Source organism: Streptomyces canus (assembly GCF_030816965.1).
Taxonomy (GTDB): Bacteria; Actinomycetota; Actinomycetes; order Streptomycetales; family Streptomycetaceae; genus Streptomyces; species Streptomyces canus_E.
The window spans coordinates 9,628,127-9,641,285 of the sequence record NZ_JAUSYQ010000002.1 but is presented as its reverse complement, the minus strand read 5'-3'; the positions used below and the strand labels follow the sequence as shown (position 1 = coordinate 9,641,285).

Sequence of the window (13,159 nt, the reverse complement as noted above, 5' to 3'; positions counted from 1 at the left end):
TGGGATGTCTGTTGACGAGAGCGCGAACGGCAGGTGGCGCATGTGCGATGCTCAACGCGTGACGAGCGAGTCCACCGACCCTTCACACGCCGGTACCGCGCCCGACATTGCCGCGTTGGCCAAGGTCGTGGCCAGACAACGTGCGGAAATGGACCGGCTGCGGGACCAGGTCGCCACCTCGGCGGTGCTGGAGCGGACCAAGGGCGCTCTCATGGCGCTGACCGGGTGCACTCCGGACGCGGCCGGCGAAGAGCTGCTCCAGCGCGCCAAGGCCGGCAACCGCACCCTGCTGGCGGAGTGCTGGATCACCCTCGGCGCCCTGATGCCCCCGCTGCCGGGCCCCGCTCAGGATCCCCGCCCCGGCCACGGGTTTCCCGGCATACCCCTGGCCGCGGTTCCCGGGCCGGCCGGTCCGCGGGCCGTTCGGTCGGGCACCGCCGTCACCACCGGGCGGGACACCTGCGACCTGGACGACGGCTTCTCCGCGCTCGGCCGCCTCGGCAAGGCCCTCGTCCATGTCGCCACCCCTCAGGATCTGGCCGGCTGCCTCCTGGAGGAACTCGCTGCGGACGTCGACGCCGACGCTCTCCTCCTCTTCCGGTCGCTGCCGACCGGAGGGCTGGAAATGATCGGCCATGCCGGCATCGAAACCACCCTGGCCGCCCAGTGGGCCCGGGTTCCCCCGCTGAGCGGCATCGCCGCGCTCGACGCGCTCCGGGCACGGGAGCCCCGCTGGCTGGAGGACTTCGCGAGGGACCAGGAGCAGCACCTGCTCATAGGGGACCCGCCCGAGCGCTGGCTGTCCCGCGCCTGGCTGCCGGTGCCCACCGGCGACGGCGCCGAGGTCTGCATCGGGATCCTGCGCGCGCGAGGCGGGCCGTTCTCACCGCAGGCCCGGCAGCTGTTGCGAGCGGTCGCCCGGCTCTGTGCCGGATGGCTGCGAGCCTTCGGCGCCCGCTCGGAGCACAGTGCCGCCGCCTCGGCCGCCGCCGCCCAGCCGGTGTTCGACTCGCTCCCGGGCTCGGCGATGCTGCTCACGCCGCTGCGCGGCCCCTCCGGAGAGGTGGAGGACTACCGCATCGACGCCGCCACGGCGGAGGCGGTCGACGTCGTGGGCCGCACGGGCAGGCAACTGCTCGGCCGACGGATCCTGGAGTGCTTCCCGAGCATGGCCGAGGAGGCGGTGTGGCACGGCTGCCTGCGCACGCTGACCACGGGCGAACCGTTCGAAGGCAAGCCGTTCGCCTACCAGGAGGTCGTGGACGGCGCCGCCGCACTGTCCACGTACGCGGTGCACTCGGCCCGCCTCGGCGGCGCCCTGATCGTCACCTGGGTCCGGCACGACTCCTCCGACCGGCAGGAACAGCGGCTGGCGGACGTGCAGCGACTGGGGAACCTGGGCTGGGCCAACTGGAACCTGGTCACCGACGAGGGCAGCTGGTCCTCCCAGGCCTTCCTCGTCCTGAACCGGGATCCGGCGCTCGGACCGGTCCGGCTCGCGGACCTGCCGGAGCTCGCGCTGCCCGAGGACGCCCCCGTGCTGGCCCGGGCCGTGCGCGACCTCGTGCGCACCGGGCGGCAGTTCGACGTCCCGTTCCGGGTCCGGACCGGGGACGAGGTCCGCCATCTGCGGATGGTCGCCGAGGTGGTGGCGGACGCCGACAACAAGCCCGCCGAGGTGCACGGCTTCGTCCAGGACCTCACCGCGCAGCGCAGCGCCGAGCTGGCCCTGGTCGAGAGTGAGCAGGCCATCGTGACGCAGGACGGCGTGCTGCGCGCCGAGCGGACCCTGGCCGCCCGCCTCCAGCACGCGCTGCTGCCGCTGCCGACCCGGCCGGTTCGCCTCGCCGGGCTGCGGGTCGAAGTGGCCTATCTGCCCGCCCAGTCGGGCATCCACGTCGGCGGCGACTGGTTCAGCGCCATCGAACTGCCCGACGGCGACGCCCTGTTCGTCGTCGGTGATGTCGCCGGGCACGGCATCGACGCCGTGGCCACCATGGCCCAACTGCGCTTCACCGCCAAGGGCATGGTCATCACGGGCTCGTCGCTGACCGGAGCACTCACCCGTCTCAACACCCTGCTGCTGCACTCGCGCGACTCCCACGGCACCGCGACCATGGTCCTGGCCCGCTACGAGCCCGCCGAGCACTGCCTGGTGTGGGCCCAGGCCGGCCATCCGCCACCCCTGCTGGTGCGCGACGGAGAGGTGCGCCGTCTCCAACGCCCGCTCGGCATGCTGCTGGGGGCGTGCTCCGATCCGAACTTCGAGGAGGCGCGCTGCGTCCTGGAGCCGGGTGACCGGGTTCTCCTTTACACGGACGGCCTGGTCGAGCGCCCCTCGGAGGGTATCGACCGCGGCCTGGACCGGCTCGCCGCGGCGGTCGCGGCACACCACACGGACGAGCCCGGCTCCCTGGTCCCGCTGCTGACCTCGGTGCTGGAGGGCGAGCGGCGCGACGACGTCTGCGTCGTGGACATCCGGGTGCCGTCCGGGCCGGAGTAACCCCGCGGGAGGCGCGGTGTTTCGGTCCCGGCTCAGTCCGCCGGGTGGCCGGGCGAGATGGAGGTCGTGTCGGAGAGCCGCAGCGGCTTCGCTCCCTCGGTGTCCTCGCGCTCGCCCCATACCTGTGGCTCCAGGACGAACCCGACATGGTCACCACCGTCGGCGCGCAGCACGACCGTGCCGACGAACCAGGCCGCCGCGTCTTCCAGTACGACGGCCCCGCCGGCCTCCTCCCGCCAGCGGACCCGGGCGAACTTGTCCGTCCGGTCCCCGGTCTCCCCGCCGAACAGCTGGGCGAGGCCACGCTGTTCGCGGGTGAGGAGATGGACGGCGAGGCGGCTCGCGGTGCGGGCCACCCGATAGGTGCGGTTGGCCTTCGACAGCCACACCACGTACCGCACGGGCTCGATCGAGCACTGGGAGGCGAATCCGACCAGACAGCCCGCGCGGTCGACGTCCGTCGCGGCGGTCACGACGCACATGTCGGGGTCGAGCCGGTCGATGAAGGCGTCCATGACCGCCATCCTCTTCGATCAGCCGCCGCCCGTGCGAGACTCCAGGTCGCGCCGTGTGTCGTCGCCGTACACCCCGTCCTCGTCCCCGCGGATGCCGTACCAGAGCTGGAAGCGGGCCACTGCGGCGGTCAGGGTCGTGTCGTAGGTGCCGTCGGTGGAGCCGTTGTCGTAGACGTTCGGGATACGCAGGAGGCGTTCCTGCAGGTCGGTGACTTCGGGGCCGTTGTCTCCCTCGCGGAGGGTGCCGGGCCCGTCGGGGTCGGCGGCGCCGGAGGCCGTCGGGGTGGGTGTGGGGGTCGCGGAGGCGGTCGCGGTGGGCTGCGGGGCCGCCTCGGCGGTGCTCTCCCCGCGACCGGCCAGCAGGAGGGCGCTGCCGAAGCCGATCACCGCGGCCGCGGTCACGGCCGCCGCGATCGCCGTGAGGCGCAGTCCGGGCACCCGCCCACGGGGGATGTCACGGGAGCGGCGGGTGCGGTCGTGATCCCTGACGGGCGGCAGTTCCTGGGTCGCGTCCTCGGCTCCCGACGGCGGGCCGGGCAGCGCTATGGACTCGTATCCGACGGCCGCTCGGGGCGGCAGGTCCTTGAGCAGTTCCGCGAGCGCGTCGGTGCGGCGCGGGCGCAGCACCCGGATGGGTTCGATGGGCCGCCCGTCAGGCGGCGCCCCTCGGTCGGACGGTGTCGGCATCCTGGTCTCCTTCCGTCCCGTGCACACGGGTCTGGGCCGTCCCCCAGGGAGTGATACGGCGCCACGGGGCCGGGAGTTCAGCGCTCACGCTCTGTTCGCCCGGGCGTCCGCTACTTGGACGCGGAGGCAAGGAACCCGTGCAGGGATGCCTTCATCGCCCCGACGAAGGCATCCCTGCCCTCGTCGTCGAGGGCGTCCAAGGACAAGTACGGATTGAGGTCCTCCAGCTCGACCAGCAGGAGTGAGCCGTCCGGGGCCCGGCAGGCGTCCACGCGCTGGATGCCGTGGCCCAGGGCGTTCCAGTGGATGAAGCGCCGGGCGAACTCCAGGTCCTCGGGGGTGGGCCGGTACGGCTCCAGCGCCCAGCGCCGGTCGGCGTGCGGGGCGTACAGGGCGTACTGGAAGTCGTGGTCGACGAAGTAGAAGGACACCTCGTAGGCGAAGTCGACGCACGGCTGGACGAGGACGTGCCCGTCGATGTGGTCGCGCACCTCGTCGGCGGACACGATCCGCAGGCCTATGGAGTCGGCGCCGAGCCTGGGTTTGACGACGTACCGGTCCGTCCCGGCCAGCCGGTCCAGGTCCTCGGTGCGGTCGACGGTCGGGATGACCGGGTACCCCGCGGCCGTGAGGTCGAGCAAGTACTGCTTGCCCGCCATGTCGGCCTTGCCGGACAGCGGGTTGTACACGCGCGTGCCGTTTCGCAGCACGCGCTCACGGAAGGCGTCGTACGCCTCCTGGTACGCCAGGACCGGCCCGCTGTTGCGGACGACGACGGCGTCGAAGCCGTCCGCCAGCGCGGCGGCGTCCCGGGGATGGCACAGGGCGAGGTCGAAGTCCTCCCTCAGACGCGAGGTGAGGAAGATGTCCTCGTCGCAGTAGCGGCGCCCGCGGGCCTGATAGGCCAGATCGGTGACGTACAGGAGGGTGGGGCGGGGCATGCGGGGCTCCTCGGCAGGCGGGAGTCGATCGTATGCGGCGGCACTCCTGCCGGACAACGCAACCAACAGCACTCAGTTCCCTCGCACGACTGCACTCAGTGCCATATGACCGGTTCAGGTGCTACGTTCGCGACCATGAGCTCCACCAAGCCCGCCATGCGGGACGCGCTGGTCGCTGCCGCCTTCCAGTTGTTCCTGGAACGGGGTTACGAGCAGACCACCGTCGACGACATCGTCACGCTCGCCGGAGTCGGCCGCCGCTCCTTCTTCCGGTACTTCCCGTCCAAGGAGGACGTGGTCTTCCCCGACCACGAGCGCTGCCTGGCCGACATGACGGCCTTCCTGGCCGCGAGCGACCCCGGGTGCGACCCGCTCGAGCGGGTCTGCGAGGCGGTGCGGCTGGTCCTGCGCATGTACACCGAGAACCCGACCTTCTCCGTACAGCGGTACCGCCTCACCAAGCAGGTGCCCGGCCTGCGCGCTTACGAGCTGTCCGTGGTGTGGCGCTACGAGCGCGCCTTCGCGGAGTATCTGCGCGGGCGCCTGAAGGGTCTGCACGACGGGACGCTCCGGGCCGACGTGATCGCCGCCGCCGTGGCCGCGGCGCACAACAACGCCCTGCGCTCCTGGCTGCGCTCGGACGGGCACGGCGACGCCGAGCAGGCGGTGGAACACGCGCTCGGCTACGTGCAGGCCGCGTTCGGGGCGCCCGGCGCGCCGCCCGCCGACGAGCCGCCCGAGGACGTGGTGGTGATCGTCTCCCGTCGCGGCGCCCCTCTGTGGCGCGTGGTCCAGGAGATCGAGTCCACGCTCGAGCGGGACTGAGCCGGACCGGGCAGGCGGCACGGGAACCGTGCCGCCCGCTCAGCGGCCGCTCAGGTCTGGCACTGCGCCGTGCCGGCGGTGGACCACCCGCTCCAGACGCCCCCGTCGGCGCGGGCGTGTACACGGATCTCGACCTTCACGGGCCCGCACACCCGGGTCGAGCTTCCCACCTCCGTGGGCTCGACGGTCCCACCTGCCGGGACATAGGTGCGACCGCTGCCCAGCTTCACCCAGTGACCACCGTCGACGACACGGAAGAACGCCTCGTAGGCGACGTTCACCGCCCTCGACCCCGTGTTGCGCGCCTTCACGTACGCCGTGATCTCCCGCGTGTAGATGCGGCCTTCCTTTCCGCGTTGGGCACTGATGCAGCCGTTGACGGCCACCCGGCCGGTCGACACACCACCGCCGCAGGCGACCGCCGCGGCGTGAGCGTTCGCCGGAACGGCCAGCACCGTGAGCGCGACCGCACTCAGGATCGTTCCGATACGCCTGACATGCACAACCCTGCTCCCTTCCACCCTGATTGCCTCAGAGGAACCATGACGGGTCGAGGCGTGGCGAGCAGCGGATCTTGGAGTTCTTCACTCCAACGGAAGATGAGGGTACCGAGTACCTTTACGGCTGACACTCAGTGCCATACGCTGAGGCCGTGCACGGTGGCACAGGGAGCCGCGCACGTCCGTGCACGGTTACCCGAGCACGTGGGATTCCGGCCGAGCGCAGGGAGTTGACCAGCGTGTACCACCACTCAGGAAACATTGCTCGTCAGACAGCCGGTTCCGCGACGGGCGTACTCGAGCCCCTCGCCCCGGCCGCGGACGCGATCCTCTTCCAGCGCTGCACCTGGTGCGGCACGGCGATGTACCACCGCCTGCTGTGTCCGGTCTGCCAGGGCGGCGACCTGCGCACGGAGCGCAGCGAGGGCGTGGGCACGGTCCGCCACTCCACGGTGGTCCACCGCAACACCCCCGTCGCGCGCAATGTGTCGCTGATCGAGCTGACCGAGGGTTTCGTCGTCCGGGGCCGGGTCATGGGTCCGCCCGCCGCGATCCACAGCGGTGACCGGGTACGGATGTCGACGGCCAAGGACCCGGTCCGCGGCGAGCCGGTCTTCCAGCTGCTCGACGAGCCCTACCGCGCCTGGAGCTGACGGGACGTCACCCCTGGGCGGAACAGCGGGGCTTCGGGCCTCACCACACCCCCGGGATCAGGTCCCGCACCCGCACGGGCCGCCCCGTCTCGAAGCACCGGTTGGCGGCGATCCCCACCCCCAGCGCCAGGGCGCCGTCCCGTTCGGTGGCCGTCGGGTGAGTCGCGGCACCGGCGTCCTCACGCACCGGACCCGTACCGGGATCCACGGGCCCGAAGAGCGCGTCGAGCATGCGTGGGTCTCCCCCGCCGTGCGCCTCGTGGGCGGTGACGAGCGGAATGTCGACCGGGGGCTGCCACAGGGGCCGCAGGGTCAGACGCGCGCCGCCCGCGTGGTCGGCCGCGGTGTCCCCGTGCACCGCACCGCTCGCCGAGGTGACACCGGTCAGGGGTGCCTGCCAGCGGCTCTCCTCCACCTCGAGTTCCAGACGGCCCCCGCTGCCGTTGAACATGACCCGGTAGCCCTCCCACGGGGAGTAGGCGGTGAGGTGGTACGTCATCGTCGCGCCCCGGGTGTGGCGGACCAGGAGCGCCATGTCGTCCTCGATGGTGACGGGCCCGTCGAAGACGTTGCGGTCGCGGACGTATCCGTCGTCCTGCTCGGCGTCCAGGTACAGGGCCCGCAGGGCGTCATCGGCGGCGAGGTCGAGGGCGAAGGGGTCGTCGGCGGCCGGATCCGCCCCGTGGGCCCGGGTGTAGTCGCGGCGCAGGCCGTGGCGTTCGCCCGCCTCACGGCCGTAGAAGCCGAGCCGCCCGTAGCCGAAGACGTCCTGTGGCTCGTCGGCGAGCCACCAGTTGACCAGGTCGAAGTGATGGCTCGACTTGTGGACCATGAGGCCGCCGCTCAGGTGCTTCTCGCGGTGCCAGCGGCGGAAGTAGTCCGCGCCGTGCCGGGTGTCGAGGAGCCATTCGAAGTGGACGGAGAGGATCTCGCCGATCGCGCCGTCGGCGATCAGGGCGCGGACCTTCTCGTGCACGGGGTTGAAGCGGTAGTTGAAGGCGACGGTGAGGGAGTTGCCGGTGGACCTGACCGTGTCCAGGATGCGGGCGCAGCGGTCCGCGTCGACGGTCATCGGCTTCTCGGTGACCACCCGGCAGCCCGCCTTCAGGGCCGGGACGATGTAGCGGTCGTGCTCGGCGTCGACGGTGGTGACGACGACCTCGTCGATGCCCTCCTTGGCGAGAAGGTCGGCGAAGTGTTCGGGTTGCCACTGGGCGGCCGCGGGTTCGCCGGCCTCGGCGAGCAGCCGGTTGTGGAAGGCCATACGGGTCGGGCTGGGATCGCACAGGGCGGCGACGCGGTGGCCGGGGCGGACGGCGAGGGCCCGGGTGAACAGCTGTGCCCGGTGGCCGGTGCCGACGACGGCTGCGCGGAGGTGGGGAGTTCGGCTCATGGAAAGCGCTTCCCCAGTCCGGTGATCCGCTAGTCCCCACCGCTGCACTGGCTCGATCGCATCGCTCGTCCGCGATCGCTGTCTCCTCACAGACAACCCACAGACGCCCCTCCCCCGTCCTAGGTGACGCGAGAGGCGCCCGGGACCGACGGGACGTCTGCGCACGGGGATGTGAGGAGAGAGCCATTGATCCGTGCCCGGCGAATATGTGTGACCGCCGTGGCGGTGCTGGCGGCCGTGGCGGGTTCGCCCGGACTGGCACAGGCTGAACAGCCGCCTGACTCAAGGCTGTTGAGTGCGACGGATGACAACTCACTTCCGCCCGGCTGGCGGATCGACGGGGAGAGCGGGGCGCGTGAGCTGGTCTGGCGTGCGCCGAAGACCGTGCCCATGGGAGACGCGCGCGTCGAGTTCCGGACCGGGGACCGGCTGCTCGGGGTGCCGAAACCGGCGAGGGACGGGCGGACCTTCCGGCTCGCCCTCGACGAGACGCGACCCACACAGCTGACGGATCTTCAAGTGACAGCTGCGGGACGCCGGTTGGACGCGGCGGCCGATGACACGCACAAGTCCGGCCCGCGCAGTGCACGGGTGCCCGCACAGGCTCCGGCGAACGACGTCGATCCGGGCAGACCCGGCTCGTACCGCACCGTCACCGGTGCGTACGACCTCGACCCCGTGCGCCTGCCGGGGTTCGCCACCCCGGTCGAGATGCGTGCCCAGGTGGTGGCGCCGAAGGGTGCCACCGGCAGCCGGCCGCTCGCGCTGTTCCTGCACGGCCGCCACGGCACCTGCTACAAGCCGGGCACCGAGGACGACATCACCGGCGACTGGCCCTGCGCGGACGGCTACAAGCCGATCCCGAGCGACAAGGGCTATCTGCGCGACCAGCAACTGCTGGCCTCGCAGGGCTATGTGACGGTGTCGATCTCGGCGAACGGCATCAACGCCCAGGACTGGCAGGCCGAGGACGCCGGCGCGCAGGCGCGATCCTCGCTGGTACGGCAGCACCTCGCCCGCTGGGCCGACTGGACCGCTCACCGCTCCACCGCCCCGACCGTGGTGCGCGAGGCCGCGAAGGCCGACCTCTCCCGGGTCCTGCTCGTGGGCCACTCGCGCGGCGGCGAGGGCGTCAACCGGGCCGCCATGGACAGCCTCTACCCGCCGCCCGCCGCCGAGGACGGCTACCAGGGCCCGGTGCGCTGGAAGGTGCGCGGGACCGTGCTCGTCGGACCGACGATCTTCGGCCAGAATCCGGTCGCCGACGTGCCGAACGTGACGCTCCTGCCGGGCTGCGACGGCGATGTGTCGGACCTCCAGGGCGAGGACTTCGTCGACGGGACCCGTGGGGTCAGCCGGGGCACCGCGCTGCACAGTGCGGTCTACATGGTCGGCGCCAACCACAACTACTTCAACAGCGAGTGGACCCCGGGTGAGGCCGAGGCGCCGGCCTCGGACGACTTCTGGACCGACCCCGAGCAGCCGGACCCGGTGTGCTCGCCGGGTGCCGCGACTCGGCTGACCGCCGCCCAGCAGCACCAGGCGGGTTCCACGTACATCGCCGCCGCGGCCCGGCTCTTCCTCGCCGGGGACGACCGGGTGCGTCCGCTGCTCGACGGTTCCGGCAAGCGGGCCCCGTCCGCGGACCCGGCCCGGGTGCTGGCCCACGCGGTCGGCGGCCGCCGCAGCGGTGGCTTCCTGCCGGACGCCGGGGCCGAGGTGACCGGGGCCCGGGTGTGTTCGGCGATCGATCCGGACCCTGCCGTGGCGTGTCTGGACCCGGAGACTCCCGGCTCGTCACCGCACTTCGCGTCGTGGGAGACGGAGCAGGAGACCGGCCGCAGCGCGGTGGACCTGAAGTGGTCCGCGCCGGGCACGGCCGCGCATGTCACTCCGGCCGAGCCGCTCTCTCTGCACGGTTCCCACAAGCTCGCGCTGCGGGTCTTCGTGCCGCCGAACACGACCGGCACCACGTTCGACGTGTCCGTCACCGACGCCTCCGAGCGTCGGGTGACGCTGGGCTCGGTCCGGGTGGACGGGCTCCCCGGCTCCGAGAACACCGCGTCGTACTGGGCTCAGGAGTTGCGCGTCCCGCTGACGGCGGCGACCCGGGCCGGGCTCGATCTCCGGCACGTCAAGTCCCTTGAGCTGACGCCCCGTTCGGCCTCCGGGCGGGCCTGGCTGATGGATGCCTGGGGCTGGGCGCCCGGCACTCCGGCGGTCAGGGCGGCGGCACTGCCGCGCGTCGACGTGGGCCGCGTGATCGTCAAGGAGGGCGACTCGGGCACCCGCACCTACCGGATCCCGGTCGAGATCTCCGGGCACGGCAGCGGCCAGGTCCGCGTGTACGTCCTCGACCCGGACAGCGGCCGGGCCGAGAACAGGCTCGTGACCGTACGGCCCGGCAGTCACGCGATCGACGTACCGGTCGAGGTGAAGGGCGACACGGACTACGGCTACGACGTGGAGCACGACATCGCCGTCAAGGCCGTCCACCACGCCGTCGTCGGCAAGCACCGGGGCGGGGTCACCGCCGAGAACGACGACCCTGAGCCGGTGATCACCCTGACGCCGGTCGCGGACCGGGTGCCCGAGGGAGAGACGCTGACCTGGCGGATGTCCGTGGACGCGCCCGCGACCGTGGACATCTGGCAGCCGATCCGGGTGCTTCCGGTCACCGAGGGCACCGAGCTGTCCACCAAGGACGTGGACCCGCAGTGGCTCCGGGACTGGTCCGGTGACGTGCCCGACCCGGAGCGGCCGCTGTCCGACGCGAACCTGTGGGTGTGGCTGAACATCCCCCCGGGGAGCACCAGCGCGGACTTCATCGTGCCGACCGTCCAGGACCAGGTGGCCGAACCGACCGAGTCGATGCGCCTCGCGCTGACCGACAACAACGCCGATCCGCTGCCCGACAAGCCGGTGCTGACCGGAACGGTGCTCGAACGGCCGTGAGCACCGGGCCGTACGACAGTTCGTAATGACCCTGTGTGCGGGGCCCGGTCCGACCGGGCCCCGTTCGTCACAAGGTCACGCGGATTCCGACCGTCCCGTCCACTCCGCGGCGCAGCCTGCTGCCGAGGAGCGAGAGCCGGCCGACGATGCCGTACTTCCGGGCCAGGAGCTGCCGGTAGCGGGCGGTGGTCGCCGCGTCGCAGATCTCCGCCGTGGCCGGGATCTGGTCGCCGGTCGGGTTGCCGCGCATGTCGCAGGGGCCGACGAGGACGTCCGCGCGGGCCCGGATCCGTTTCACCTTCCAGGCGTCGGCCGCCGACCACACGCCGAGCGCGTCCCCGTCGCGGACCACCCACACGGGCGTGGCGACCGGAGTGCCGTTCTTGCGAAAGCTGGTGAGCAGCAGGTACTTGCCCGCGCCGAGCCGCTCCAGCTGCGTGTCGTCCATGACGGAAGTCTAGGCAAACGCGTTCGACCTGTGCAGACGCGGTACGTGATGCTGGTCGTGGAGCACGAGACGGGGGCCCGGGCGTGATCTGCAGCCGTGGCGACGAAGAGATCGCGTGCGGCGACTCCGGCTCGGACGGCGAGCACCTCCTGGCCGCTAACACGGACGTGTTCCCGCACGGGAGCGTACGGCTGCCGACGGACGTCGCCGCGGAATGCTTCCGTGAGTTGCGGCATCAGATCCGCTCCCCTGCCGAGGAGTACGGCCGGTCCACGGGCATGCCCACGTCCTTGCTGTTCAGCCGTACGGAGGCCTGTTCGCTGGTGAGCGCGTCTCAGCGGTCATTCTGAACAACATGGACCCGCACTTCGGCGACAGGCAGAGCGAGCTCGTGGTCTCCGAGGCTGCGGAGGGCGTGCGCTACCCGCCCCCGCAGGCGGCGTTCGAGGCAAGCTTCCACCACCCCGGTCGTGAGAGCACTTCGCCCAATAGATTTCCCTACTGATTCCTACTGATTCCTACTGAGAATTTCGATTCGTAGTCGAGTAGTGACGGGTCAGCCGCAGCATCTGCTCCGGCACAGCCTGATAGCCTGCAATCTTCGCCGGTCACCCGGACGGAGTCCCCCGGCGGGTCGCCATGTCACACCATCAGCAGCTCATGACAGCCCTCGATGCACTGGACCGCGCCTTCGCCTCTGAAGAGCCGTTCCCCGTCGGGGGTTGCACGTACTGCTACGGCGAGGAGGGACTCGCCGAACTCTCCAGGCCACTGCACCTCATATCCGACGACATGGTGTCCGCGGCCGCCGGAGAGGTGCCCAGCCACTGGGACGACTTCCCGCGTCTCTACCGCCGTCTCGTCCCGCGCATCATCCGCCCCCTTGTCGCCGGTCAGTTCCACGTCTCCGAGGCGCTGATCGCCACCCGTCTGGTCGAGGCGGGCTGGAGCACCTGGGACGCGCCCCTGGCCGACGCTCTTCGCAACGTCTGGACCGCATGGTGGCAGTCCACCTTGCACACCCACGCCAGCCCGGTGTCCATCAGGGACACCCTCGGCCTCATCACCGTCGCCACCGACAGCCTGCGCCCCTGGCTGGACATATGGACCGCCACCCGGACCCCGGCCGCCGACGCGCACTTGGCGGACCTGATGGCCGATGTGCTGTTCGAGTACGAGATCACCGACCTGAGCCTAGGGTTCCACAGCGAGTACCACGCCACCGCGGAGCTGGTGGAGTGGCTCCTCACCGATGTGCGCGACCGTGTCACCGATTCCCGTCTCGACGACCCGCACTTCATTCACCACCTCCAGCAGCTGATCAGCGCTCCGACTGACGTCTCGACCGACGCGGTTCACAAGGACGGCTACTGAGCTCTTGGGGTTGTTGTCGGCTGGTGGGTGAGTGTGATTCCGGTGCCGGTGAAGCAGCCGTCGATCAGGTCCGGGCGGAGTTGGATGTGGCGCAGGCCCCGGCGCAGGGTGTGTTCGAGATGTTCGTCGTCGGTGAAGGCGGTATTGGCCGGCGGCCCCCGCCGTAACAGCGACCAGACGCCCTCGACCGGGTTCAGGTCTGGCGCGTACGAGGGCAGTTGAATGATGGTGAGCCAGTCATGTGCAGCGGCGTACTCGCACGTTCCCGCGGCTCGATGGGTGTTGGGACAGGCGACTCACGTCGGGTGGCCGGTTCCGACATCACCCGTTCAAGTTCGGTAGCATCGCCGCCCCCAGCTGGGCCC

12 protein-coding genes and 1 pseudogene are annotated in these 13,159 nt (G+C 71.3%); 6 read left to right on the top strand and 7 right to left on the bottom strand.

Annotated elements, in window-relative coordinates; all coding sequences use genetic code 11:
- The first annotated feature begins 148 nt into the window (after positions 1–148).
- Positions 149–2,503: a SpoIIE family protein phosphatase gene (locus tag QF027_RS45050; RefSeq protein ID WP_306986432.1), complete on the top strand. Its 2,355-nt coding sequence runs from the start codon at positions 149–151 to the stop codon at positions 2,501–2,503.
- A 32-nt stretch (positions 2,504–2,535) separates the two neighbouring features.
- Here QF027_RS45050 and QF027_RS45045 read toward each other — a convergent pair whose 3' ends face one another.
- From QF027_RS45045 to QF027_RS45035, 3 genes are all read right to left on the bottom strand, one after another.
- Positions 2,536–3,027 (bottom strand): flavin reductase family protein, encoded by a 492-nt coding sequence (locus tag QF027_RS45045; RefSeq protein WP_306973081.1) that lies wholly within the window; start codon positions 3,025–3,027, stop codon positions 2,536–2,538.
- Between the two features lie 9 nt (positions 3,028–3,036).
- Positions 3,037–3,705: a peptidoglycan-binding domain-containing protein gene (locus QF027_RS45040; RefSeq protein WP_307081295.1), complete on the bottom strand. Its 669-nt coding sequence runs from the start codon at positions 3,703–3,705 to the stop codon at positions 3,037–3,039.
- A 110-nt stretch (positions 3,706–3,815) separates the two neighbouring features.
- Complete coding sequence (locus QF027_RS45035; RefSeq protein ID WP_307081293.1) at positions 3,816–4,646, bottom strand: hypothetical protein; 831 nt, start codon at positions 4,644–4,646, stop codon at positions 3,816–3,818.
- Positions 4,647–4,802: 156 nt separating this feature from the next.
- Between QF027_RS45035 and QF027_RS45030 the strand changes: the two genes are divergently transcribed.
- Positions 4,803–5,471, top strand: a complete 669-nt coding sequence (locus QF027_RS45030) for a TetR family transcriptional regulator (protein ID WP_306986433.1) — start codon at positions 4,803–4,805, stop codon at positions 5,469–5,471.
- Between the two features lie 50 nt (positions 5,472–5,521).
- Here the strand turns inward: QF027_RS45030 and QF027_RS45025 are convergent, their stop codons facing one another.
- Positions 5,522–5,974 (bottom strand): hypothetical protein, encoded by a 453-nt coding sequence (locus tag QF027_RS45025; protein ID WP_306973084.1) that lies wholly within the window; start codon positions 5,972–5,974, stop codon positions 5,522–5,524.
- 236 nt (positions 5,975–6,210) lie between these two features.
- Between QF027_RS45025 and QF027_RS45020 the strand changes: the two genes are divergently transcribed.
- Positions 6,211–6,624, top strand: a complete 414-nt coding sequence (locus QF027_RS45020; RefSeq protein ID WP_307081291.1) for a Zn-ribbon domain-containing OB-fold protein — start codon at positions 6,211–6,213, stop codon at positions 6,622–6,624.
- A gap of 40 nt (positions 6,625–6,664) precedes the next feature.
- Here the strand turns inward: QF027_RS45020 and QF027_RS45015 are convergent, their stop codons facing one another.
- Positions 6,665–8,017 carry a Gfo/Idh/MocA family protein gene (locus tag QF027_RS45015; protein WP_307081289.1) on the bottom strand — a complete coding sequence of 451 codons (1,353 nt, stop codon included), beginning with the start codon at positions 8,015–8,017 and terminating at the stop codon, positions 6,665–6,667.
- A gap of 186 nt (positions 8,018–8,203) precedes the next feature.
- Here QF027_RS45015 and QF027_RS45010 point away from each other — a divergent pair, with 186 nt between their 5' ends.
- A complete protein-coding gene (locus QF027_RS45010; protein ID WP_373432478.1) occupies positions 8,204–10,972 on the top strand; it encodes an alpha/beta hydrolase family protein in 2,769 nt (922 codons plus the stop codon).
- 67 nt (positions 10,973–11,039) lie between these two features.
- Here QF027_RS45010 and QF027_RS45005 read toward each other — a convergent pair whose 3' ends face one another.
- Positions 11,040–11,420 (bottom strand): PPOX class F420-dependent oxidoreductase, encoded by a 381-nt coding sequence (locus tag QF027_RS45005; protein WP_306973088.1) that lies wholly within the window; start codon positions 11,418–11,420, stop codon positions 11,040–11,042.
- 83 nt (positions 11,421–11,503) lie between these two features.
- Between QF027_RS45005 and QF027_RS45000 the strand changes: the two genes are divergently transcribed.
- Both QF027_RS45000 and QF027_RS44995 read left to right on the top strand, forming a co-directional pair.
- Positions 11,504–11,770: a hypothetical protein gene (locus QF027_RS45000; protein WP_307081285.1), complete on the top strand. Its 267-nt coding sequence runs from the start codon at positions 11,504–11,506 to the stop codon at positions 11,768–11,770.
- 289 nt (positions 11,771–12,059) lie between these two features.
- Complete coding sequence (locus QF027_RS44995) at positions 12,060–12,794, top strand: hypothetical protein (protein ID WP_306973090.1); 735 nt, start codon at positions 12,060–12,062, stop codon at positions 12,792–12,794.
- Here the strand turns inward: QF027_RS44995 and QF027_RS44990 are convergent.
- Positions 12,788–13,072, bottom strand: a pseudogene (locus tag QF027_RS44990) (transposase); the annotation flags it as partial. The gene QF027_RS44995 and the pseudogene QF027_RS44990 sit on opposite strands and share 7 nt — an antisense overlap.
- Between the last annotated feature and the right edge of the window lie 87 nt (positions 13,073–13,159).